Source organism: Actinomycetospora lutea (genome assembly GCF_028737205.1).
Lineage (GTDB): Bacteria > Actinomycetota > Actinomycetes > Mycobacteriales > Pseudonocardiaceae > Actinomycetospora > Actinomycetospora lutea.
Map to the genome: position 1 here is coordinate 34,236 of NZ_JAQZAL010000009.1, position 23,021 is coordinate 57,256.

Here is a 23,021-nt window from a genome sequence, read left to right on the forward strand (position 1 = left end):
TGCCCGATCGACGTGGACGCCCCTCAGCCGGCGCCGACCCTGCGGTACCGGATGTGCGTCGCCAGCGGAGAGTGCAGCACCTCGACGGGCTCGAAGTCGAAGGAGCCGACACCGTCGAACATGCGCTCGCCGGCGCCGAGCAGGGTGGGGGCGATGTCCAGGGTGAGCTCGTCGACGACGCCGGCGTTCAGCGCCTGCCGCACGGTGGACGCGCCCCCGGCGATGTCCACGCCCCGGTCGCCGGCGGTCTCGGCCGCGCGGGCGTAGGCGGCGTCGAAGCCGTCGGTGACGAAGTGGAACGTCGTCCCGCCCTCCATCTCGATGGGCTCGTGGGCGTGATGGGTGAGCACGAAGACCGGGGCGTGGTACGGCGGCTCCGGCCCCCACCAGCCGCGCCAGTCCTCGTCCCACGCGCCGCGGACCGGCCCGAACATGTTCCGGCCCATGACGTAGGCCCCGCGGGGGCGCATGAGCCACCCGTTCGCCACCCGGTCGGCCTCGTTCGCCCGGGGATCGCCGATGTGCCAGCCGTGCACCTCGACGCCGCGCTTGCCCAGCGGGTCGTCGCGGCTCTGGTCCGCCCCGGCGACGAAACCGTCCAGCGAGATCGACATGTGGCACGTGGTGTCCGTCATCGGCCCTCCTGAGCGGTTGCGACTTGCAAGTGGTCGGGACACGCTAGCAGGTGACGCCGGGCCCGCTCAGTGTCGTCGGGCGAGCGCACCACCGACCGCACCCACCACCGCACCGGGACCGAACAGCCCGGCGGCGGCCCGGGGCGAGGGACCGCGGACGACGCTGACGGCGGCCGGACCACCACCGGCGACGGCTCCGGGAGGACCCGCGCCTCGTTCTCCCGCAGCGTCGCGGCCCGGGCGGCGACGAAGAGCACGAAGCGGGCGACGACCAGGCCGACGATTCCACCGGGGTCGATCCCAGCCCCCGTGATCGACCCTCACCAGGGACCCTCGGTCCGCGCCCCGGGGGTCCACCGGCCCTGCTCACCCCGCCCACGAGCACGGCGACTCCTCCCGTCACCTGCGCTACGTTCACTGCGGCGGCCCCCCGCCCGGTCGGGAGCCGCGGTGAGGGATGTGGCGAGATGACCGTTCTCCTTGCAGTCTGTGCCACCGTTCTCGTGGTGGTCGCGATGATCGTCGGGACGAGCACGCGGGTCGTGCGCCAGTACGAGCGCGGTGTCGTCTTCCGGTTCGGCAGGGTGGAGCCCGGCACGACGAGAGCGCCCGGGATCGTCCTGCTCTGGCCGATCGCGGACCGGTTGACGAAGGTCAACATGCAGATCGTGACCCTCCCGGTCCCGGCGCAGGACGGCATCACCCGCGACAACGTCACCGTGCGGGTCGACGCGGTCATCTACTTCCGGGTGATCGATCCGGTCCGCGTGGCGGTGGACGTGCAGGACTACATGTCCGCCGTCGGACAGCTCGCCCAGACGTCCCTGCGGTCGATCATCGGGAAGAGCGACCTCGACGACCTGCTCAGCAACCGGGAGAAGCTCAACCAGGGCCTCGAGCTGATGATCGACACCCCGGTGATGGACTGGGGCCTGCACATCGACCGCGTCGAGATCAAGGACGTCTCGCTGCCCGAGTCGATGAAGCGCTCGATGTCGCGGCAGGCCGAGGCCGAGCGCGAACGTCGCGCCCGCATCATCACCGCCGACGGCGAGCGCCAGGCGGCGGCGATGCTCTCCGAGGCCGCCGAGACGATGGCCGACCACCCGGCCTCGCTGCAGCTCCGGCTCCTGGAGACGGTGGTGGAGGTGGCGGCCGAGAAGAACTCGACGCTCGTCCTCCCCTTCCCCGTCGAGCTGCTCCGGTTCCTCGAGCGCATCACCCCGTCCGAGGGGCGGCCCCCGGACGCGACGACCCGGATCGGCCCGCCGCCGGCACGCCACCGCGCGGTGCCCGGCCCGGCCGGTCCCCCGGCCCCCCGCCGCGCAGCGCCCCGGATGCGCCCCCGCCCACGCCCGCGAACGCCGCGGAGGGCGCCGGTGGGCGCGACCCGCGCCCGCCGGCGGCGCAGCCGTGATCATCAGTAAGCGCTTGCTGCCACACTCCCGTCACGACACACGGTCGGAGTGAGGTGGCTCCGGAGGCGGACGGCGTGCACTCTCTTGTGCCATGGCCGACACGCCGATCGACGCGCGGGCTCGGGACGGGCACGACGAGAGCGCCGACCGAGTCGAAGTGCACCTCGACGACACGTACGACGACGCCGTGCTGAGGGTGTTCCGGACCGCCCAGTGGATCCCGCCGGCGTACCGCCAGGCGTACCTCGACGGCGCGGCCCGCGTCCTGGGGCGCGCCCCGCTCACCCTCGAGTCCTGACCGCGACGGCTCGTCCGTCCCGCCCCGGCGACACCGGGCACGGCATGATGACGGCGTGGGCGCACCGAGCATGAAGGAGGTCGCGGCGCACGCCGGGGTCTCGCTCGGCACGGTCTCCAACGTGCTCAACCGGCCCGAGCGGGTCGCGGCGGCGACGCGAAGCCGGGTCGAGGCGGCCATCACGGCGCTGGGCTTCGTGCGCAACGAGTCGGCGCGACACCTCCGCTCCGGGCGCAGCCGCACCCTGGCCTTCGTCGTCCTCGACGCCGCGAACCCGTTCTTCACCGACGTGGCCGCGGGCGTGCAGCGCTCCGCGGACGCCGCCGACCTCGCGACCTACCTGTGCGACTGCGGCGGCGACCCTGACCGGCAGGCCCGCTACCTCGACCTCCTGGCCGAGCAGCGGGTCCAGGGCGTGCTCGTGACCCCGGTGGACCCGACCGACCCGCGGCTCGAGCAGCTGCCACGGCGGGGAACGCCGGTCGTCCTGGTCGACCGCGGCGCCGGCCCGACGCACTGCTCGGTGACCGTCGACGACGTCACCGGCGGCGCCCTGGCCGTGGACCACCTGCTGGAGCTGGGGCACGAGCGGATCGCGGTCGTCGGGGGCCCGACGTCGCTGGGCCAGGTCGCCGACCGCATCACCGGCGCCCGGTCGGCCCTCGAGCGCGTCGGGCGCGATCCGGCGGACCTCGTGGTCGTCGAGACGACCGGTCTGACCGTCGCGGAGGGCCGCCGCGCCGGCGACCGGCTCGCGGGCCTGCCGTCCCGGCGTCGGCCGACCGCCGTGTTCTGCGCGAACGACCTGCTCGCACTCGGGCTCCTGCAGCGCAGCGTCGGGCGGGGCCTGCGGGTACCCCACGACCTCGCGATCGTCGGCTACGACGACATCGAGTTCGCCGAGGCCGCCGCGGTGCCGCTGACGTCGGTGGCCCAGCCCCGCGAGCTCCTCGGCCGGACCGCGGTGGACCTCCTGCTCGCCGAGGTCGGCGCCGGCCCGGAGCACGAGCACCGCCGGGTCGTGTTCGCCCCGGAGCTCGTCGTGCGCTCCTCCACCGCCGTGCCCGGTCCCGCGACGGGGTGAGGCACGGCGCCGGCCCGGCCCCGCGGGGTGCGGGACCGGGCCGGCGCGGCGCAGCGCGGGAGGCGGTCAGGGAGCGACCGGGCTCGCCGGGGCGTGGTCGGCGCGCTCCGCCTCGATCTGCTCGAGGGACTTGCCGGTGGTGTCGGGCATGGCGAGGTAGCCGACGATGCCGCTGACCAGCAGGAACAGGGTGAGCAGCAGCGCCACGGGGACGATGCCGATCGAGGACAGCAACGGCACGACCAGGCTGAAGGCCCCCAGGACCACCCGGGCGACGCCGAAGGTGAGGCCCTGCGCGGTGCCGCGCAGCATCGTCGGGAACAGCTCCTGGCTGGTCAGCTTGTAGGTGGCCTCGCCGGCGACCGCGCTGCCGACGTAGAACAGCAGGACGCTCGCGATGACGCTCGGCACGGTGAAGTCGACGACCAGGTAGAGCCCGTAGGAGCAGATCTGCATGACGGCGCCGAGGGCGAACAGGCCCTTCCGGACGCCGTGGCTGCGGTCGTAGAACGGCATGAACAGCGCGAGCGTGCCGACGATGCCCGCGGCGAAGCCGAGGCACGACAGGGCCACGCCGGCGGCGTTCGAGCCCGCCCCGATGGTCTCGACCATGTACGGGGTGAAGATGCCCGCGGTACCGGCCGCGAGGTTCCAGAACGTGTAGAAGGTCCCCGTGTAGAGCAGCGCCTTGAGGTGGTTGCCGCGGAAGAGGGCGCGCACCCGCTGGGCGGCGTTGCCGGGCAGCTCGCTCGCCGTGCGCCAGCGGGCCGACTCGGCGATACCCCGCCGCATCACCCAGGTCACGATCGCGGCGACGAACAGGCTCCCGAAGACGATCCGCGTCCCGAGCAGGCCCAGCGGGTCGAGGGCGAACGCGAGCAGCAGGACGACGACCGGGCCGACGTACCAGGACACCTGGGTGAACCCGAGCAACCGTGCCCGGCCCCGGTCGGGCGCGAACTCGCCGACCAGCGCCAGGGAGGTCGGCACGTCGGCGCCGACCGCGACGCCGACGACCACCGTGCCCACGAAGAGCATCGCGGGGTTCACGGCCAGCGCGATGAGCGCGATGCCCAGCGCGTACACGAGCAGGTCCCACTTGTAGATGCGCTTGCGGCCGACCTTGTCCCCCAGCCGGCCGCCGAAGATCGCGCCGATCGCGCAGCCGATCGCGTTCGGGCCGATCGCGGCGAGGATGCCCACGCCGGTGTCCGACAGGCCGAACTCCTCCTGGAACACCGCGAGCCCCGAGCCCAGCGCGACGATCGAGCCCGCGTCGAGGTAGGACGCCATCCCGGCCAGGCCCGTCCACTTCCACTGCTGCCTGCTGATGGTGGCGTCGCCCCCGCCGCTGCCCTGCGGGGGACCGGTCTCCGTCGCCGGTGTCTCGGACATCGGGAACCCTCCTCGTCGTCGTCGACGCGTGTCCGTCAGTGACCGTCACTGATTGAAACGTATTAGTGCGGCAACGTAAGGACGCGTCGCGACGGTCACAAGGGTTCCGGTCCGGACGATCTCGCTGAACCGCTCCAGGCCGTGCGACCTGGATCGCCGTCGTTGACCTCGCGGACGGCGTCTGTCTACCGTCGCGGTGAAACGATCAAATCAGTGCGGGAGGCCGCCATGACCGTCGCCCTCGACAGCGCCGCCGTCCGTCGCGACCTGGCCGAGCAGAGCATCGACACGCCGTCGTGGGCGTACGGGAACTCCGGGACCCGCTTCAAGGTGTTCGCCCGGGCCGGGGTGCCGCGCGACCCCTGGGAGAAGATCGCCGACGCGGCCGTGGTGCACCGCCTGACGGGGGCGGCCCCGACCGTCTCGCTCCACATCCCGTGGGACCGGGTCGAGGACTACGGCGAGCTGGCCAAGGCCGCCGCGGAGCAGGGCCTGGGCATCGGCGCGATCAACGCCAACGTCTTCCAGGACGACGACTACCGGCTCGGCTCGGTGACGCACCCGGACCCCCGGGTGCGGCGCAAGGCCACCGACGCCCTGCGGCACTGCGTCGACGTCATGGACGCCACCGGCAGCCGCGACCTCAAGCTCTGGTTCGCCGACGGCACCAACTACCCCGGGCAGGACTCGATGCGTGCGCGCCAGGACCGGCTCGCCGAGGCCCTGCACGAGGTCTACGACCGCCTCGGCGACGACCAGCGGATCCTGCTCGAGTACAAGCTCTTCGAGCCGGCCTTCTACCACACCGACGTCCCGGACTGGGGCACGTCGTACGCGCACTGCCTCGAGCTCGGGCCGAAGGCGACGGTGTGCATCGACACCGGCCACCACGCGCCCGGCACCAACATCGAGTTCATCGTCGCGTTCCTCGTGCGCGCCGGGCGCCTCGGCGCGTTCGACTTCAACTCGCGCTTCTACGCCGACGACGACCTCATGGTCGGCGCCGCCGACCCGTTCCAGCTGTTCCGGATCCTGAACGAGATCGTCGAGGCCGGCGTGCACACCCCGGCCTCGGGCATCGCGTTCATGCTCGACCAGTGCCACAACATCGAGGCGAAGATCCCCGCGATCATCCGCTCGGTGATGAACGTGCAGGAGGCCACGGCCAAGGCCCTCGTCCTCGACCGCGACGCGCTGGCCGCCGCGCGCGACGCGGGTGACGTGCTCGGCGCGAACGAGGTCCTCATGGACGCCTACGCCACCGACGTCCGCCCGCTGCTGCGCGAGGTGCGCGAGGTGAAGGGCCTCGACCCCGACCCGCTGGGCGCCTACCGCCGCTCGGGTCACCAGGAGCGCATCGAGACCGAGCGCGTCGGCGGCACCCAGGCCGGCTGGGGCGCATGAGCACCGAGGAGGACGACACCGTGACCCCCGAGCCCGTCCGCGACCTGCTCGCCCGCAGCAACCGCCTGGGCGCCGACCCCACCACGACCAACTACGCCGGCGGGAACGCCTCCGCGACGGGCACGGCCCGCGACCCGGCGACCGGCGGCGACGTCGACCTGCTGTGGGTCAAGGGCTCCGGCGGCGACCTCGGCACCCTCACCGAGGCCGGCCTCGCGGTCCTGCGCCTCGACCGCCTGCGCTCGCTCGTCGACGTCTACCCCGGCGTCGAGCGCGAGGACGAGATGGTCGCCGCGTTCGACTACTGCCTGCACGGGCGGGGTGGGGCCGCCCCGTCGATCGACACCGCGATGCACGGCCTGGTCGAGGCCGCCCACGTCGACCATCTGCACCCCGACGCCGGGATCGCGATCGCGACCGCCGCCGACGGGGAGGCGCTCACCAAGGAGATCTTCGGTGACCGCGTCGTGTGGGTGCCGTGGCGGCGCCCGGGCTTCCAGCTCGGGCTCGACATCGCCGCGGTGGCCCGGGAGCACCCGCGGGCGATCGGCGTCGTCCTCGGCGGCCACGGCATCACGGCCTGGGGCGCGACCTCGGACGAGTGCGAGCAGCGCTCGATGGAGATCATCCGGACCGCGCAGCGGGCCATCGACGCCCGCGGCGGCACCGATCCCTCCGTGGCGTTCGGCGCGGTCCGCCCCGGCTACGAGGCCCTGCCGGAGGCCGAGCGCCACGCCCGCGCCGCCGCCCTCGCGCCGGTGCTGCGCGGGCTCGCGTCCACCGACCGCCGCGTGGTCGGGCACTACACGGACGCCGACGCCGTCCTGGAGTTCCTGGCGCGCTCCGAGCTCGGGCGCCTCGCCGCCCTGGGCACCTCGTGCCCCGACCACTTCCTGCGCACCAAGGTCCGCCCCCTGGTCGTGGACCTGCCCGGGGACGCGCCGCTCGACGACGTCGTGGCCCGGTTGCGCGCGCTGCACGCGGACTACCGGGAGGACTACCGCGCCTACTACGAGCGGCACGCGGACGCCGACTCGCCCGCGATGCGCGGGGCGGACCCGGCGATCGTGCTCGTCCCCGGCGTCGGGATGTTCTCCTTCGGCGCCGACGCCGCGACCGCCCGGATCGCGGGCGAGTTCTACGTCAACGCCGTCAACGTCATGCGCGGCGCCGAGACGCTCTCGACCTACGCCCCGATCGACGAGGCCGAGAAGTTCCGCATCGAGTACTGGGCGCTCGAGGAGGCCAAGCTCGCGCGGCGGCCGGCCCCGAAGCCCCTGGCCGGACGGGTCGCGCTGGTCACCGGCGGCGGCTCCGGCATCGGGCGCGCGACCGCGCACCGGCTGGCCGCCGAGGGCGCGTGCGTCGTCGTGGCCGACCGCGACGGCGAGGCCGCCGCGCAGGTGGCGGGCGAGCTCGGGGACGCCGACGTCGCGGTGCCGGTGACCGTCGACGTCACGTCGTCCGACGCGGTCGCCGGCGCGCTGGACGCCGCCGCGCTGGCCTTCGGCGGGGTCGACCTCGTCGTCAACAACGCCGGGCTGTCGATCTCGAAGCCGCTGCTGGAGACCACCGATGCCGACTGGGACCTCCAGCACGACGTCATGGCGCGCGGCTCGTTCCTCGTCTCCCGCGCCGCCGCGCGCGTGATGGTCGCGCAGGGTCGGGGCGGCGACATCGTGTACATCGCGTCGAAGAACGGGGTGGTCGCCGGCCCGAACAACGTCGCCTACGGCGCGGCGAAGGCCGACCAGGCCCACCAGGTGCGGCTGCTCGCCGCGGAGCTGGGCGAGCACGGGATCCGCGTCAACGGCGTGAACCCCGACGGCGTCGTGCGCGGGTCGGGCATCTTCGCCGGTGGCTGGGGCGCGCAGCGCGCCGCGGTCTACGGCGTCGAGGAGTCCGAGCTCGGCGCCTTCTACGCGCAGCGGACCCTGCTGGGGCGCGAGGTGCTGCCCGAGAACGTGGCGGACGCGGTGTTCGTGCTCTGCTCGTCGGACCTGTCCCACACCACCGGCCTGCACGTCCCCGTCGACGCCGGCGTGGCGGCCGCGTTCCTGCGATGAGCCGCGACGTCACGGTCGCCGCCGTCGACCTCGGGGCCTCCTCGGGGCGGGTCGTGCGGGCACGGGTGGGCGGCGGCGACGGCCTCCGGCTGTCCGAGGTGCACCGCTTCGCCAACGGCCCGGTGCGGGTGCACGACACCCTGTACTGGGACGTCGTCGGGCTCTGGCGCGAGATCCTCACCGGGCTGCGCGAGGCCGGGCCGGTGGACGGCGTCGGCGTCGACACCTGGGCCGTCGACTGCGGCCTGGTCGACGCCGACGGCGTGCTGCTGGGGACCCCCGTGCACCACCGCGACGGGCGCACCGCGGGCGTGGCGGAGCGGGTGCACCGCACGGTGCCCGCCGCCGAGCTCTACGCCCGCACCGGGCTGCAGGAGCTGCCGTTCACGACGATCTACCAGCTCGTCGCCGCGTCCGGCAGCGCCCAGCTCGCGGCCGCCCGGGGGCTGCTGCTGATCCCCGACCTGCTGTCGTCCTGGCTCACCGGCGTCCGGGTCGCCGAGGTCACCAACGCCTCCACCACCGGGCTGCTCGCGGCCGACGGCTCGGCGTGGGACGTCGAGCTGGCCGAGCGCGTCGGCATCGATCCCGGCCTGCTGCCCCCGCTGCGGGCGCCGGGCAGCACGATCGGAACTCTGCTCGCATCGGTCGCCGGGGACACCGGCCTCGACCCGGCGACCCCGGTCCTCGCGGTCGGCTCGCACGACACGGCCTCCGCCGTGGTGGGCGTGCCCGCGACGGACGAGCGCTTCGCCTACGTCTCGTGCGGCACGTGGTCGCTGGTGGGGGTCGAGCTGCCCGGCCCGGTGCTGGGCGAGGCCTCCCGCGCCGCGAACTTCTCCAACGAGCGCGGCGTCGACGGCACCGTGCGCTACCTGCGCAACGTCATGGGTCTGTGGCTGCTGCAGGAGTGCCTGCGCGCGTGGGGCTCGCCGCCCCTGGAACCGCTGCTGCAGGAGGCCGAGGACCACGGCGGCCCGGCCGTGGTGGTCGACGCCGCCGACGAGGCGTTCCTCGCGCCGGGCGACATGCCCGCGCGCATCGCGGCGGCGGTGGCCGCGCTCGGGCAGCCCGTGCCGGACACCTGGGCGGGGATCGTGCGCTGCGTGCTCGACAGCCTCGCGCTCGCGCACCGCCGCACCGTCCGCGAGGCCGCGGCGCTGTCGGGACGGGACGTCGACGCCGTCCACGTCGTCGGCGGCGGGGCCCGCAACCGGCTGCTCTGCCGGCTCACCGCCGACGCCTGCGACCGGCCCGTCGTCGCCGGCCCCGTGGAGGCCACCGCGACGGGGAACGTGCTGGTCCAGGCCCGCGCCCTGGGCGCGCTCGAGGGCGACCTGGCCGACCTGCGGGCGTTCCTCGCGCAGCACGTCACGACCGAGACGTTCGCGCCGGTCGGGACGACGCGCTGGGACGACCTCGAGGCCGTCCTCGCCCGCTGACCACACCCCGCGAAGGGAGACCGCCGTGCCGCACCACTGCTTCGTGCACCACGTCCGCCGCGACCGGCTCGACGCCTACCGCGACCGCCACCGCGAGGTGTGGCCCGCGATGCTGCGGGCACTGCGCGACGCGGGATGGCGCGACTACCGGCTCTACCTCGGCGAGGACGGGCTGCTCGTCGGGCATGTGGAGGCCGACGACCTCGACGCCGCGCAGGCGGCGATGGAGCGCACCGCGGTTAACGAGCGCTGGCAGGCCGCGATGGCCGAGTTCTTCGACGGCGGCCGCCCGGACACGGCGTTCCGGGTCCTCGAGCCGGTGTTCCACCTCGAGTCGCAGCTCGCCCGGCTCGACGAGCCGGACCGGTGACGGCCCGCGCCGGCTACGACGACCCCGCGGCCACGAGCCTCGCGGCGAGGGGTTCGAGCACCGCGATCAGCTCGTCGCGCTCGGCGGGGGCGAGGGCGTCGTAGGGCGGGGCGGCGAGCTCGTCGGTCAGGGCCTCGATGCGGTCCTTGGTCGCACGCCCGGCGTCGGTGAAGCGACCCTCGGCGTCGACGAGCCCGCGCCCGCGCAGGCCGTCCATGACCGCCGCGAGCCGCGGCCTCGGCAGGTGGTGGATGCGCCCGAACGACTCGGGCGGGTGGATGCCCATGTCCAGCGCCGACAGCACGTGGGCCTCCGTGCCACCGATGCCCGCGCCGACGAGGGCGGCGACATGCCCGTCCCCGCGGTGCTCGCGCAGCATGGTCGCGGAGTGCCACAGCCGGGTGACCGGGTCGTCCGGCACCGGCAGGGTGCGCCACCCGGCGTACATGACGCGACCCGCGGTGGGCGCGCCCCGGGCGGCCTTCGTCGTCAGGTCGGCGGCGCGCACGAGCCCCGGGGAGCCGGCCAGCTCGTCGCCGAGGATCCGCCGCACCGAGGCCGCGCTCCCCCGCTCCCACGCGGCGAAGGAGGTCATCGGCGCGACGGTCTCCCAGGCGCTCGGGATGTGCCGCGCGACCTCCCCGTCGGCGAAGCTGTAGAACGCCGCGTGCACCACCTCCGCCGGTACCCGCCCGAGCGGCGCGGCCCGGCTCGCGAAGTACCCGTCCCAGTAGGTGCGGTGGCCGAGCGCGGCCAGCTCCTCGTTGCTCTCCTGGGCGAAGAAGGTGACCAGGCAGATCGGCTCCAGGAGCTCGAACATGCGGCGGGCGATGCGGGTCATGGGTCCCTCCCTCGGGTGGGTCGTCACCGGGGCGACGAACGGAGGCCCCCCGTTTCGACGCCCGCTGGGGCACGATCGCAGCATGTGCCGCAACATCCGGGTCCTCCACAACTTCGAGCCCCCGGCCACCGACACCGAGGTGCACGAGGCCGCCCTGCAGTACGTGCGCAAGATCAGTGGTGCGGCGCGCCCCTCGAAGGCCAACGAGGAGGCCTTCGCCCGGGCCGTCGCCGAGATCACGGCGAGCACCCGCACGCTGCTCGACGAGCTGGTCACCACCGCCCCGCCGAAGGACCGCGAGGTCGAGGCGACCAAGGCCCGGGAGCGGGCCCGCGAGCGCTACGCCCGCTGATTCCGGCCGGGGTTTGCGCGCGGGCCACAGCGCCGATCACCGGCGTCGTGACCGACGACTACCTCCACCGGCAGGACGTCACGACCCGGTGGAACGACAACGACCAGTACGGGCACCTCAACAACGTCGTGCACCACTCGATCATGGACACGGTCGTGAACCGCTGGATGATCGAGAACGGGTGTCTCGACCCGCACGAGGGCGACACGGTCGGCCTGGTGATCGAGGTGCACTGCGAGTACCGGGCGCAGGCCGGCTTCCCCGACGTGGTCTCGGTGGGCCTGCGGGTCGGGGAGCTCGGCACCACGAGCGTGCGCTTCGAGGTCGGCATGTACCGCGGCGACGGCGAGCTGTTCTTCACCGGTCACTTCGTGCAGGCGTTCATCGACCGCGCCAGCGAGGAGACCGTGCCGATCGAGGGCGAGCGCCGGGCGGCGCTGGAGGGCCTGCTGCGGCCCCGCTGAGTCGGGGACGGCTCCGATCTGCCGTCGGCACCGGGTGACGAGGTGCCCGCCGCCTGCGGGCACCGGCTCGGTCGAAGGACCCGGAGCGAGCAGGTCGGACGACCCTGGTCGCCCGGGCTGATCCCGGCCGACCCTCCGGTCCGTGAGCCCGGCCACCGCTGTCCTGCGCGAGGGCGTCGCCTCCGGTGAGGAGACGACCGGCGTCGAGGTCCGCGGGGACCTCGACCGCGGCTGGTGGGCCGCCTTCGAGACCCCCACGCCTGGCGGCCCCGTCGACGGCCCCGCCGTGCTCACCGAGCACACGGGGACCCGACTCCGGATCGAGGCGAGGCCGGCCACCACGCCTCGCGAGCTCGACAGGGCCCTCGCCGATGTGCGGCCCGTCCTGGGGAGGAGCGTGCAGCACGTCGTCCTCGACGTGCACCGGCTGGGTGACGGCGACCCCGTCCTCGCGCGCGCCCTGGAGCGACTGCGGACGCGCCTGCTCGTCCACGGAGTGTCCGTGGAGGTCGTCGGCGTGCCGCCCTCCCTGAGGGCGCGGTGGGGCGACGGGCGGCCCGTGCGCTACCACCTCGAGGAGGACCCGTCCTGACCGGGACCGGGCCCCGAGCGCCCCGGGAGCGGAGCGGACCGATGCGGGACCCTCGCCTCGCGATCACGGGACCGAAGGCCCCCTGCCGTCGGCTGCGCGGTTCCTACCGTCCGGAGTCACCACCACCGACACAGGAGGCTCCCCGATGAGCACCGCCAACTCGAAGCCCTGGGCCGCGACCCTCATCGCCCGACTCGTCCGCGCCCGTGACGTCGATGTCCTCGAGGTGATCGAGGGACGACACGGCGAGTTCACCCGGCGACTGGTCGGCCACCGCGGACCGGTGGCGTCGCCGGTCGAGGTCCTCGACGCCGACGCGCGCCGCGAGCTGCTGTCGGACCTCCGCGATGAGCTCGCGGCACCGCCCGTCGACGTCGACGCCGCCGACCTGGAGGAGTTCGCCGCGATGCTCGAGCGTTCCCTGACCGACGAGATGGCCGCGGCGGGCTGATCGTCGAGCCGCGCGGTCCGAAGCCCGTCGCCGCCGGTGAGGAGAGGGAGGCGCTGCAACGGATGCTCGCCGGCGTCCCGAGTTCGTGCTGGTGACGTCCGAGGGCCCCCACCGCGGCGAGACCCGACGACCGCCTCACTCCGGTGGCGGGTCCCCGAGCGCCGGGTAGCGGCGTATCTCGATCGACTCGTGCAGTCCGAGGTCGCCGCTGCCGAGGGCGATGAGCGGGCGACCCACGGCCCGCGGGAGACGGGTGACGAGCGCGGTCCCGGTCGCGAGCGCCCACACCCCCGCCCTCGTGCCCGGGACCAGCTTGCGGGCCATCGTCGTCGCGAAGTCCCGGCTGCGGTGGACGTAGTCGGCCATCGCGGCCTCGTACGCCGGGTAGGCGGTCGCGGTGTCGCCGCGGGCCTCGGCGAGCTCGCCGGCGAGCGTGTGGGCGCCGACCACCGCGAGGCTGGTGCTGCCCCCGACTGCGGGCCCGGGGCAGTACCCGGCGTCACCGACCAGCGCGACGCGGCCACGGGACCAGGTGTCGAGCACCAGCTGCGTGATGGCGTCGAAGTAGAACGCCGAACTGCGGTCGACCTCGTCGAGCAGACCGGGGACCGGGTCGCCGAGATCGCCGAACGTCTCGTGCAGCAGCTGCTTCTGGCGTGCGAGGTCGTGGTGCCCGACGTCGAGCTCGGCGGGCGGGCGGAACAGGAAGAACGCGCGGGCGTCGGGCGAGTGGCGGGCGCCGTAGATCCCCACCATCCGGTTCGCCCCGAGCACGGTGGTCATCAGGCCCGGTGGCCGCTCACCCGGGATCGTCGCGACGGCGATGTAGCCGCCGAGCCAGCGCGAGTACCCCGCCTCCGGGCCGAACACGAGCCGGCGGACCCCGGAGTGCAGGCCGTCGGCACCGATCACCGCGTCGAACCGGCGCGACGGCGTCCGCTCGAAGGTGACGACGCCGTCGTCGTCGATCGCGGTGATCCGGTCGTCGAACACGTACTCCACGTCATGACGCGTGGCGTCGTAGAGGATCTCGCTGAGATCGTCCCGCATGATCTCGACGTGGCGATCGGACAGCGCCCCCATGAGCCTGGCCATGTCGATGGTGACCTCGCGGTCCGAGCCCTCGCGCCGGATGATCATCCGCTCGGTGCCGGTGGCGCGATCCCGGACCGCGTCCTGCACGCCCATCCGTTCCAGGACGTCCATGGCGGGGGTGAAGAGGTCGACGGCGTGGCCCCCGGTCCTGCGCAGCCGCGGTGACTGCTCGACGACGGTGACCTCGATGCCGGCGCGGTGCAACCAGTGGGCCACCACCGGGCCGGCCACGCTCGCCCCCGAGACCACGACGTCCACGGTCCACCTCCGCCACTGACGCTAGACGTCTCCGCCGTCGCAGGGACCGGCAACGACTCGCGGGGCCGACGGGGAACGCCACACTTCCGGCCCCGGTCGATCCTCCGTCGACGTCGCTGCGGCGCCTCATGGGCGGATGACCACCCGCCCGTCGAGTCCGCCGGCCTCGACCAGCCGGTGGGCACGCCGGACCTCGTCGAGCGGCAGGATCTCCGCCACGTCCGTGGTGAGTCGGCCCGTGTCGGCGAGGCGCGCGAGCCCGGCCAGGCGTCGGCCGTCCGCGGCGACCTCGTGCACGATCACGGTCGTCCCGCGGACGGGGGGTGGCGCGAACGGGCGCACCAGGGCGACGAAGACGCCGCGGGACCGCAGGGCGTCGTGCGCGGCGATCCCGGCGCGGGCGGCGTCGACCACGGCGTCGACGCCGCCCGGCACCCGGGCGCGGACCTCCTGCGCGAGGGTGTGCTCGGTCAGCTCGTCCGTGGCCACCACGATCCCGGCGCCCCGTGCTCTCGCGCGCCCGGCGTGGCGGCTCCGCACGGCCGCCACCGTGGCGATCCCCCGGTCACGAGCCAGTTCCAGCACGTATCCGCCGACCCCGCCCGCGGCTCCGGTCACCAGCAGGGTGTCCCCGATGTGCAGCCCGGTGGCGTCGAGGGCGCCCACCGCGGTCAGACCGTTGAGGGGCAGGGTGGCCGCCTGCTCCGCGGTCCAGGTCGCGGGGGCCGACGCGACCGCGGAGCGGTCGAGGACGACGAGCTCGGCGTGCGCCCCCGCTCCGGCCAGGAGGTCGCACAGGCCGATCACCCGCGCACCGACCTGGAGGTCGCCGACCCGGGTGCCGAGCGCGCGGACGACGCCCGCGACGTCCCACCCCGGGCCCACCGGCAACGCCGGCGTCATCAGCCCGGCCTCCACCAGCAGGCCCGCACGGGCGGACACGTCGATGGCGTTCACCGTCGAGGCGGTGACCTCGACCAGGACCTGGTGGGGCCCCGGCACGGGATCCGGGACCTCCCGCACCGCGAGGTTCTCCGCACCACCGAAAGCCGTCACCGCCACGGAACGCATGTCCACGACGCTAGGAAGTGCGGGGGCCGTCGGGTAGAACGCACTTCCAGGTGCGTTGGTATCCCCGGGACACGGAGGAGCGACCATGACGACGAGCACGGCGGCGCACCGGCGACAGGAAGCCGCGAGCGCCTACCTCGCCGAGCTGGCCACCTGCCCCGGCCACCAGGTGCTCGGCATCCTCGCGGGGAAGTGGACGACGCTGCTGGTCGAGGCCCTCGCCGACGGCCCGGTCCGCTACGGCGAGCTCCGCCGACGCGTCGCCGGTGCGAGCCCGAAGATGCTCACCCAGACCCTGCGTGAGCTGCAGCGGGACGGGATCGTGCGCCGCGAGGTCGTGCCCACCGCCCCGGTGCAGGTCGAGTACTCGCTCACCCCGCTGGGCGAGCGGTTCCTCGACCTCCAGCGGCACGTCCGCGCGTGGGCCCACACCCATGCCGCCGACATCGCCCGTGCCCGCCGGCGGTGGGACGCCGGCGCCTCCTGACGACCGCGCGTCGAGGGCGGCACGTCGTTGGGCGACCCGCCGTGGGGGCGACGCCCCCGCGGACCGAAGTCCCCGGACCGCGGGTCGGCCGACCCTCGCGCGTCCTCGGGTCCCCCGCGATCGTCCCGGGATCGGCCCGTGCGCCCGCGGGTCCGGGACCGGCAGGAGGCCGCGCGTGGCACCGATCGAGGAACGAGCCGGGAGCAGGGCACCGCTCCCCCGCGACCAGGCCGCGCTCGCCGTCGCGCGCTGCGTGGTCGTGTCGCTGTGTCTCCTGGTCCGGGGCCGACTGCGGTGTCCGCGCACCCGGGTGGGCGTGCGGGTGCGGTTCGGCGACGGCAGCACCGCCACGATCTACCGCGAGACGACGGTCGCCGACGCGGTCGCCGCCCGGCCCTGCGCGCTGGTCGTGCGCTTCCGCCTGCGGTGGGTGCGGGGCCGGGGGCACGCCCTGTTCCGTGCCGAGAGCCTGCTCAACACCCCGCTCTTCGCCGGGTTCCCCGGCTTCGTCGCGAAGTGGTGGCTCGCCGCCGACGACAACGGTGTGTACCGCGGCCTCTACGAGTGGGACGACGCCGCCCGGGCCGACGCCTACGCCCGGGCCCTGTGGCGGGTGCTCGCGCTGGTGAGCGTGCCCGGCTCGATCGACTACACGGTGCTCCCCGGCCGGCACCGCGACGACCTGCTCGCGGCCGCGGCACCGGGCGCGGTGGAGGCCGCGCCCGGTGAGTGGTGGCGCCCGGTCGCGGGCTGAGATGTCTCCCGACGTGCTGGTGGTCGGTGCCGGTCCCACGGGCCTGGCGCTGGCGCTGCACGCCCACGCGCACGGCGCGGGGGTGCGCATCGTCGACCGGCGGGTCGAGCCGCGGCCCTCGCGGGCGCTGGTCCTGCACCCCCGCACGCTCGAGCAGCTCCGGCCCCTGGGGCTGGTCGACGTCCTGCGGCGACGGGCCCTCGACGACCCGCAGGCGCTGGTGCACCTGGGCTCCCGGTCGGTGCGCGTCCGGCTCGCCGACCTGGGCGTCGGCGACGGACCCCTCGGCCATCCGTGGATGATCCGCCAGCAGGACGTCGAGGACGTGCTGGCCGACGCCCTCCACGGGCGCGGCGTGCCCGTCGACCGGGGCACGGCTCTCGAGGACCTGGAGATCGGCCGGGAGGGGGCGCACGCGCTGCTCCGTGGCCCGCGGGGCGAGGAGCGTCTCGCCACCCCGTGGGTCGTGGGGTGCGACGGCGTCGACAGCACCGTGCGCCGCCTGGCGGGCATCCCGGTCGTGTCACGGGCCTACCGCCAGGAGGTCCTCCTCGCCGACGTCGACCTCTCCGCCGATCTCGAAGCCGGCGTCGCCCACGTCGCCGCCGCCTCCCGCGGGCTGCTGTTCGTCTTCGCCCTCGGGGAACGCGCGCCGTGGCGGGTCCTCGCGACGCGCGGTGCCACCGCCGCCGGCCGCGACGGGCCGCCCGACCGCGACGAGCTCCAGCGGCTCGTGGATGCGAGCGGCCTCGGGGTCCGGGTCGACCGGGTCGCCTGGTCCGACCGTCTCCGGCTGGCCCGCCGGCTGGCCGGCCACTACCGGCACGGACCGGTCCTCCTCGCCGGCGACGCGGCGCACAGCCACTCCCCCGCGGCGGCGCAGGGGATGAACCTCGGGCTGCAGGACGCGGCCGCGCTCGGCTGGCGGCTCGCCCTCGCGGGATCGGCCCGGCGCCCCGCGGTCCTCGTCGACTCCTACGAGGAGGAACGTCGCCCGGTGGCGCGCGCCTCGATCGCCCTCACCGACCTCGTGTTCTGGGCCGAATCGTCCCCCACCGACGTCGCGGGCCTCCTGCGCGGCGTGGTCGCGCCGCTCGCCGCCCCGCTCGCCCCGGCGCTGCTGCGCCGCCCGGCACTGACCGCCCCGGCGCTGCGGCTGCTCGCGGGCCTGTGGGTGAACCACCGGCACAGCGCCGTGTCGCGCGACGACCTCCCGCGACACCGAGGGCTCCGTCCCGGCGACCGGGTCCCGGACGTCACGGTCGTGGCGGACGACGGGCCGGTCCGGCTGCACGACCTGACCGCCCGACCCGGGCTCCACGTCCTGCTGGCCCGCAACGCCGCGGCGGTCCCGCCCTCGACGGTCGGGCCGGGCGTGCGAGTGCACCGGCTGTGGGACCGCCCGGGGACGACCGCGGTCGCGGTCCGCCCCGACGGCTACCTCGGCTACCGCGGCACCGACCCCGCACGCCTGCGCGCCTGGCTGGAGGACATGGGGGCGTTGGCCGGTGCACCGGCGTCGAACGGCCGGAGGTCCTGAGTTACCACCCGGCGACGACGCCCGAGGGACCGCCGCGGTCGTCGCCGAGCAGGCCCTCGGCCCGGCCTCACGTCGGCGTCGGACCGAGGTGCCGCTGCAGGAACGCGAGGTGCTCGTCGGCGACCTCGTCGAACGTGCCGCCGTGGTAGACGTCGAAGTGCCCCACCGGAAAGATCTTGATCTCCGCCCGCGGTGCGCGGACCGCGCGGTCGGCGACGAAGCGCCAGGAGATCTCGGTGTCGTCGCGGGCCAGCGTGACGAGCAGCGGTGCGCGGATGCGCTCCATGGTTCCCGACCGGTAGCGCGGGGCGTGGAGGAGGAAGCGCGGAGCCACCCTGTTCTCCCACGAGGTGCTGTTCGCCTCGAGCTCGCGGAACAACCCGGCCAGGGCCGGGTCGCTGAACATCGCCTTGTTCATCGCGCCGTAGACCGCGACGTACCGCGGGGACCGACCCAGGAAGCCGCGCACCTCGTCCACCACGGCTGCTCCGACGAGCTGGACCGTGGCGCTCGCGACCTCCCGGAAACGGAGCCCACGCTGCGCCATCTCCTCGCGGAGGTCGCCTCCGCCACGCCAGACGTCGAGGGCCGGCACGTTGGCGACGACGGCCGCCAGTCGGTCGTCCGTCGCCGCGAGCTCGACGACGTGGCTGCCACCCAGCGAGGACCCCCAGAGCGCGATCCGCTCCGCGTCCACCTCGGGAAGGCTCCGAGCGAGCTCCACCGCCCGGCGCAGATCGGCGCGTTGACGCGCGCTGTCGACCAGCTGGCGCGGGACCCCCTCACTCTCGCCGAAATGCCGGTAGTCGAAGGTGAGCACGGCGAGTCCGCCGGCCACGAAGCGCTCGGCGAAGGCCGGGAGGATCCAGTCCATGGTCCCGGAGAAGCCGTGCGCCATGACGACGCACGGCGCGAGGGCGGTACCGGTCGGCCGGTAGAGCCGCCCGCGGCAGGCGACACCCTCGGAGGCGAAGGAGAGGGGCTGGACGTCGGGCTGCACGTCAACGGACATGCGGTCAACGGTCGAGGATCCACGCGGCGGCGAACAGTGCCGAAGTGCCCGTCGGCAGCAGGACGGGGTTCAGGCGGGGGGCGAGGCACTCGATGACCGCGACCCCGCGACCCACCCCGTCCTCGCCACGGATCGCCTCAACGAGACGCGGTGGCCACGGGCCTGCTCACCGTGGGGATGCTGGCCGTGGGTGGTGTGCCCGCGCTGCAGAACGCCACGATCATCATGGGCCTGCCCTTCGCGTTGGTTGGAGTCCCTGCTCGCGGCGAGTCGCGAGTACGGGCCGTGGCCCGTGGCCTCCCGGCCGCCTCACCGCCGACGGACACCACCCCGCGGGCCCCGGGTGGCGACAGCGGCTCGACCGAACCTTCTCGTTCCCCGACCGGGAGCGGGCCGACCGGACACCCGTTCGACCCCGCGGTCGCTCGGTGGGACACGGCAGAGGGAGGATGGTGTGCCGGGCCCGGCGACGTCCTCCGCGCTCCGTGCTCAGCGAACGGCGGCCGGGTGGCGGGACGCCCCGGGCGGGGACGGGGCGGGCGCGACGCTCGGTCGTGGCGCCAGCGTCGCCGCGTAGCGCCGCACCCGCCGGCACCGCAGCACCGCGAACAGCGCCGCCGCTGCGCCGAGCACCGCGAGGGGCGGCTCGACCGCCAGGAGCCCGGCGGCGAGCAGCGCCCCGCCGAGCGCGAGCACCTGCCACTTGCGCAGCGCGGCGACGCACCGCGCCCGCTCGCGCTCGACCTCGCGCGGGTCCACGTCGGCGGGCACCGTCGGGACCCCGGCCCGCGCCTCGCCGCGCAGCGCGAGCCACACGTTGGCCGCGCCCGCGAGCACGAAGACCACCGCCCACACGGGCGCCCCCTGGGACGCCCGCACGCCGGCCAGGATCAGGAAGCCCAGCCCGAGCACGGCGTGACGCCACGACACCGAGGTGGTCACGCGATCGCCCCCACCAGCTCGAGGATCGCGATCACGCCGCAGACGGTGAGGAACACCGAGCCGAGCACGACGAGCGTGCGCAGCGTCCGCCCCATCCGGTAGGGCCCGGGCAGGTTGACCTTGTCGATGTAGACCAGCCCGGCGCCGTAGATGCCGCAGGCGAGGACGCCGCCCAGGATCGACGCGGGCGTGACCAGGTCGGTGAAGCTCAGGTCGGACACGATCGCGATCAGGGCGATGACGCCGGTCCAGCCGTAGACGAGGGGCCGGATGCCGCGCTGCCCCCGCGCCCGCACCCTCTCGGAGACCGCCGCGAGGCTCTCGTAGGCGGTCCACGAGTAGGCCTCCCAGATCGCGTAGATCGTCCCGAAGAGGACCATGACGATCGCGACGATGTAGAAGTACTCGAACACCGGCGCCACCACGCCGAAGAACTGCGACTGGTAGGTCAGGACGTCGTTCTCCTCGGGCACCTGCTGCTGCGCTCCGAGGATCGTCGCCCCGTTCATCATGAAGGCGGCGGCGATGACACCGAGCGCCAGGAACGCCGCGAGCATGTCGAAGAGGGGCGCGCGGCTCCAGGCCCGGGCGTTGGCCACGTCCTCGGAGTCGGTGGAGAGCGGGATCGGTGCGCGGTCGTCCTTCGCCGCGAGATCCTCCTCGGTCCGGGCGGCGTCCCGGTGGCCGAGCATCCCCCACTTCTTCTCGCGCAGCATGCCGGTGTAGCCGATGTAGTCGTACATCCCGCCGCCGAGACCACCCATGAACACCGCGAGCTCGACCCACACCGACGTCTCCGCGACGTCGGGGTATCGCTCGGCCACGAAGGGGGCGTAGTCGGGGATGATCGGCAGCAGCCCGCGGAGGGCGCCGAGCCAGTCCGGGTTCGACACGAACACGGCGATGAGCACCAGCAGCACCATGACGCCGGCGATCGCCACCTGGACCTTCTCCAGCACCGCGTAGCCACCGATGTAGGACAGCGCCGCGGCCACGACCAGCACGCCGATCGCCCACAGGGTGGCGTTGCCGAGCCCCAGGGCGTCCAGGTAGTCCCCGAGGGCCGTCGCCACACCACTGGCCCACCCCGGGAAGGAGGCGAAGCAGATCACCACCAGCACGATCGGGAACCAGCCGCGCGGTCCCGGCATCACGCGCGCGAAGCGGCGCATCGGGTGCTCGCCGGTGAGGGTGATGTAGCGGTTCGACGCGTAGACCAGCGCGCCCTTGGCGAAGCAGCCCACCACGACGGCCCAGAGGACGGCGTAGCCGAACACGGCGCCCTCGCGGGAGGCGAGGATGGACTCGCCGCTGCCGATCGTGAGCGACGCGATGATCGCGCCCGGCCCGAAGTACCGCAGGGCGGTCGTGACGCCGACCCGGCGCTGTCGCAGGGCCGCAGGCGCCTCGGGCAACCGGAGCTCGGGGCCCGTGACCCGTCCTGTCTCGGATGTGGACATGTCGATCACTCAGATCGTGTAGGAAATTTCCTGTAGGGTGCGTGTGAGGCCCCTCACGCGTCAAGGGGTGCACGGGGAGGACGGTCGTGAGCACCGCAGCGCCGAGGGCGATCGGCCCGCTACCGCGGCGTCAGATGTTGGCCGACGACGTCCACGAGGCGATCAAGGCGCTGATCATGGACAACGCCATCGAGCCGGGCGCCCGGGTCTCGATCGACGGCCTCGCGCGCCAGCTCGGGGTCTCGCCCACCCCGGTCCGGGAGGCGCTCGCGCGTCTCGAGTCGGCCGAGCTCGTGGTCAAGGAGCCGCTGCGGGGCTACCGGACCACGCCGTTGCTCACCCGCGAGCAGCTCGACGATCTCTACCAGTTCCGGCTGCTCATCGAGCCGTGGGCGGCGAGGCGGGCCGCCGAGCACAGCGACGCGGAGGGGCGGGCGCGCCTGGACGCCGAGATGCGCTCCTGCGCGACGCCGGCGGACGACACCTACGACTCCTACAAGGCGCTCGCCGCGCACGACACCCGATTCCACGTCCTCGTGGCCGAGCTGGCCGGCAGCGCGCAGGTCCGGCGGGCGTTCGAGCGCACCCACTGCCACCTGCACATCTTCCGGCTCCACTACGACCGCGGTCTCGGCGAGCAGACCATCGCCGAGCACCGCCGCATCACGCGCGCGGTCCTCGACGGCGACCCCGGGGCGGCGGAGGCGGCGATGCGCGAGCACCTCGAGGCCGCCTGCTACGAGCGCCTGCGCCCGGTGTCCGAGGAGGCCGGCGGCCCCACGCGCGGCTGAGCGGCGTCTCATCCCATCCGCAGCACCTCCGACGTGCCGAACCGCTCCGCGACGAGCTGCTTGACCCCGCGGGGGAAGTCGCGCTCGCAGGCGAGGTGGGTCGCGGTGAACTTGCGCATCGCGCCGCCATCGCCGGCGAACGCGGCCGCGCAGAGCTCGGGGGCGACGTTGGCCAGGGCGAGGATGCCGCCCGCGGCGCCGAGGGCTCCGGCCATGTGGATCAGCGCGGGGTTCCCGGTCCAGACGGGTCCGGCGTAGGAGTCGACGGTGGCCAGCAGCCGGGTCGGGTCGCCCGAGGAGTCCTTGCAGCCCGCGACGGGCAGCGCGGGCAGCGTCTCCACCGGGATGCCGGGCGGTGACACCGCCGGGAAGTGGTAGGCGAGCACGGGGGTCGAGCCGGCGACCTCGGCCAGCTCCCGGTAGTAGCCGCTCGGGTCCGCGAGCCCCCGGGGCGTCCGGGCGATGACGGCGTCGACGCCGGTGTCGACGGCCCGCGCGGTCAGCCGGGCGGCCTGGTGGGTCGACGCGGCTCCGGTGCCGCCCACGACCACGGCGTCACCGACCGCGGCGCGCACGGCGGTGAACAGCCGCAGGCGTTCGTCGTCGTCGAGCGCGTCGGCCTCGCCCGTCGTGCCGGCCACCACGATCGCGTCGGCGCCGAGCTCGACCAGGCGCGCGGCCAGCCCGGCGGTGGCGTCGGCGGCGACCGCGCGGTGGTCGTCGAAGAGCGTCACCAGGGCGACGCCGATGCCGGTGAAGACGGGATCCATGTCGATTCCTCTCCGGTGGGGTCAGTGGT

24 protein-coding genes are annotated in these 23,021 nt (G+C 74.5%); 15 read left to right on the plus strand and 9 right to left on the minus strand.

Annotated features, from left to right (window positions below):
* Positions 1-23: 23 nt before the first annotated feature.
* Positions 24-635 (minus strand): dihydrofolate reductase family protein, encoded by a 612-nt coding sequence (locus tag PHK61_RS11675; RefSeq protein ID WP_274281146.1) that lies wholly within the window; start codon positions 633-635, stop codon positions 24-26.
* Between the two features lie 515 nt (positions 636-1,150).
* On the opposite strand from PHK61_RS11675, the gene PHK61_RS11680 reads away from it, so the two are divergent.
* The 3 genes from PHK61_RS11680 to PHK61_RS11690 all read left to right on the plus strand — a co-directional run bounded on the left by PHK61_RS11680 (position 1,151) and on the right by PHK61_RS11690 (position 3,435).
* Positions 1,151-2,062, plus strand: coding sequence for a slipin family protein (locus PHK61_RS11680; protein ID WP_274281147.1), 912 nt, complete (start codon positions 1,151-1,153; stop codon positions 2,060-2,062).
* An 82-nt stretch (positions 2,063-2,144) separates the two neighbouring features.
* The gene (locus PHK61_RS11685; RefSeq protein WP_274281148.1) at positions 2,145-2,351 is read left to right on the plus strand and encodes a hypothetical protein; all 207 of its coding nucleotides are present in this window, start codon (positions 2,145-2,147) and stop codon (positions 2,349-2,351) included.
* Between the two features lie 70 nt (positions 2,352-2,421).
* Positions 2,422-3,435 carry a LacI family DNA-binding transcriptional regulator gene (locus PHK61_RS11690; protein WP_274281309.1) on the plus strand — a complete coding sequence of 338 codons (1,014 nt, stop codon included), beginning with the start codon at positions 2,422-2,424 and terminating at the stop codon, positions 3,433-3,435.
* A 66-nt stretch (positions 3,436-3,501) separates the two neighbouring features.
* Here PHK61_RS11690 and PHK61_RS11695 read toward each other — a convergent pair whose 3' ends face one another.
* Positions 3,502-4,830, minus strand: a complete 1,329-nt coding sequence (locus PHK61_RS11695) for an MFS transporter (RefSeq protein ID WP_274281149.1) — start codon at positions 4,828-4,830, stop codon at positions 3,502-3,504.
* A 228-nt stretch (positions 4,831-5,058) separates the two neighbouring features.
* On the opposite strand from PHK61_RS11695, the gene rhaI reads away from it, so the two are divergent.
* From rhaI to PHK61_RS11715, 4 genes are read left to right on the plus strand one after another with little or no spacing between them, the layout of a single operon-like run.
* Positions 5,059-6,234, plus strand: a complete 1,176-nt coding sequence (gene rhaI / locus PHK61_RS11700) for an L-rhamnose isomerase (protein ID WP_274281150.1) — start codon at positions 5,059-5,061, stop codon at positions 6,232-6,234.
* Positions 6,231-8,300 carry a bifunctional aldolase/short-chain dehydrogenase gene (locus PHK61_RS11705; RefSeq protein ID WP_274281151.1) on the plus strand — a complete coding sequence of 690 codons (2,070 nt, stop codon included), beginning with the start codon at positions 6,231-6,233 and terminating at the stop codon, positions 8,298-8,300. Before rhaI ends, PHK61_RS11705 begins: the two co-directional genes overlap by 4 nt.
* Positions 8,297-9,742 (plus strand): rhamnulokinase, encoded by a 1,446-nt coding sequence (locus PHK61_RS11710; protein WP_274281152.1) that lies wholly within the window; start codon positions 8,297-8,299, stop codon positions 9,740-9,742. Before PHK61_RS11705 ends, PHK61_RS11710 begins: the two co-directional genes overlap by 4 nt.
* A gap of 25 nt (positions 9,743-9,767) precedes the next feature.
* Positions 9,768-10,112, plus strand: a complete 345-nt coding sequence (locus PHK61_RS11715; protein WP_274281153.1) for an L-rhamnose mutarotase — start codon at positions 9,768-9,770, stop codon at positions 10,110-10,112.
* Between the two features lie 13 nt (positions 10,113-10,125).
* Here the strand turns inward: PHK61_RS11715 and PHK61_RS11720 are convergent, their stop codons facing one another.
* Positions 10,126-10,953, minus strand: a complete 828-nt coding sequence (locus PHK61_RS11720; RefSeq protein WP_274281154.1) for an SCO6745 family protein — start codon at positions 10,951-10,953, stop codon at positions 10,126-10,128.
* An 82-nt stretch (positions 10,954-11,035) separates the two neighbouring features.
* Between PHK61_RS11720 and PHK61_RS11725 the strand changes: the two genes are divergently transcribed.
* The 4 genes from PHK61_RS11725 (at position 11,036) to PHK61_RS11740 (ending at position 12,812) form a co-directional block, all read left to right on the plus strand.
* Positions 11,036-11,305: a DUF2277 domain-containing protein gene (locus PHK61_RS11725; RefSeq protein ID WP_274281155.1), complete on the plus strand. Its 270-nt coding sequence runs from the start codon at positions 11,036-11,038 to the stop codon at positions 11,303-11,305.
* A gap of 47 nt (positions 11,306-11,352) precedes the next feature.
* The gene (locus tag PHK61_RS11730; protein ID WP_274281156.1) at positions 11,353-11,769 is read left to right on the plus strand and encodes an acyl-CoA thioesterase; all 417 of its coding nucleotides are present in this window, start codon (positions 11,353-11,355) and stop codon (positions 11,767-11,769) included.
* Between the two features lie 142 nt (positions 11,770-11,911).
* Entirely contained in the window at positions 11,912-12,361 is a 450-nt protein-coding gene (locus PHK61_RS11735) for an STAS domain-containing protein (protein ID WP_274281157.1), read from the plus strand.
* Positions 12,362-12,506: 145 nt separating this feature from the next.
* Positions 12,507-12,812, plus strand: coding sequence for a hypothetical protein (locus tag PHK61_RS11740; RefSeq protein ID WP_274281158.1), 306 nt, complete (start codon positions 12,507-12,509; stop codon positions 12,810-12,812).
* A gap of 135 nt (positions 12,813-12,947) precedes the next feature.
* Here PHK61_RS11740 and PHK61_RS11745 read toward each other — a convergent pair whose 3' ends face one another.
* On the minus strand, positions 12,948-14,165 hold the full coding sequence (locus PHK61_RS11745; protein WP_274281159.1) for an FAD-dependent monooxygenase: 1,218 nt from the start codon (positions 14,163-14,165) through the stop codon (positions 12,948-12,950).
* Positions 14,166-14,291: 126 nt separating this feature from the next.
* Complete coding sequence (locus PHK61_RS11750; RefSeq protein WP_274281160.1) at positions 14,292-15,236, minus strand: NADP-dependent oxidoreductase; 945 nt, start codon at positions 15,234-15,236, stop codon at positions 14,292-14,294.
* Between the two features lie 85 nt (positions 15,237-15,321).
* Between PHK61_RS11750 and PHK61_RS11755 the strand changes: the two genes are divergently transcribed.
* The 3 genes from PHK61_RS11755 to PHK61_RS11765 all read left to right on the plus strand — a co-directional run bounded on the left by PHK61_RS11755 (position 15,322) and on the right by PHK61_RS11765 (position 18,017).
* Positions 15,322-15,723: a winged helix-turn-helix transcriptional regulator gene (locus PHK61_RS11755; protein ID WP_274281161.1), complete on the plus strand. Its 402-nt coding sequence runs from the start codon at positions 15,322-15,324 to the stop codon at positions 15,721-15,723.
* Positions 15,724-15,898: 175 nt separating this feature from the next.
* Complete coding sequence (locus PHK61_RS11760; RefSeq protein WP_274281162.1) at positions 15,899-16,477, plus strand: hypothetical protein; 579 nt, start codon at positions 15,899-15,901, stop codon at positions 16,475-16,477.
* A 1-nt stretch (position 16,478) separates the two neighbouring features.
* The gene (locus PHK61_RS11765) at positions 16,479-18,017 is read left to right on the plus strand and encodes an FAD-dependent monooxygenase (protein WP_274281163.1); all 1,539 of its coding nucleotides are present in this window, start codon (positions 16,479-16,481) and stop codon (positions 18,015-18,017) included.
* A gap of 67 nt (positions 18,018-18,084) precedes the next feature.
* Here the strand turns inward: PHK61_RS11765 and PHK61_RS11770 are convergent, their stop codons facing one another.
* From PHK61_RS11770 to PHK61_RS11780, 3 genes are all read right to left on the minus strand, one after another.
* A complete protein-coding gene (locus PHK61_RS11770) occupies positions 18,085-19,029 on the minus strand; it encodes an alpha/beta hydrolase (RefSeq protein ID WP_274281164.1) in 945 nt (314 codons plus the stop codon).
* Positions 19,030-19,518: 489 nt separating this feature from the next.
* The gene (locus PHK61_RS11775) at positions 19,519-19,971 is read right to left on the minus strand and encodes a hypothetical protein (protein ID WP_274281165.1); all 453 of its coding nucleotides are present in this window, start codon (positions 19,969-19,971) and stop codon (positions 19,519-19,521) included.
* Positions 19,968-21,431 (minus strand): Nramp family divalent metal transporter, encoded by a 1,464-nt coding sequence (locus tag PHK61_RS11780; protein ID WP_274281166.1) that lies wholly within the window; start codon positions 21,429-21,431, stop codon positions 19,968-19,970. The genes PHK61_RS11775 and PHK61_RS11780 overlap by 4 nt, the downstream gene beginning before the upstream one ends.
* A gap of 86 nt (positions 21,432-21,517) precedes the next feature.
* On the opposite strand from PHK61_RS11780, the gene PHK61_RS11785 reads away from it, so the two are divergent.
* On the plus strand, positions 21,518-22,222 hold the full coding sequence (locus PHK61_RS11785; protein WP_274281167.1) for a GntR family transcriptional regulator: 705 nt from the start codon (positions 21,518-21,520) through the stop codon (positions 22,220-22,222).
* 8 nt (positions 22,223-22,230) lie between these two features.
* Here the strand turns inward: PHK61_RS11785 and PHK61_RS11790 are convergent, their stop codons facing one another.
* Complete coding sequence (locus PHK61_RS11790; protein WP_274281168.1) at positions 22,231-22,992, minus strand: dihydrodipicolinate synthase family protein; 762 nt, start codon at positions 22,990-22,992, stop codon at positions 22,231-22,233.
* Between the last annotated feature and the right edge of the window lie 29 nt (positions 22,993-23,021).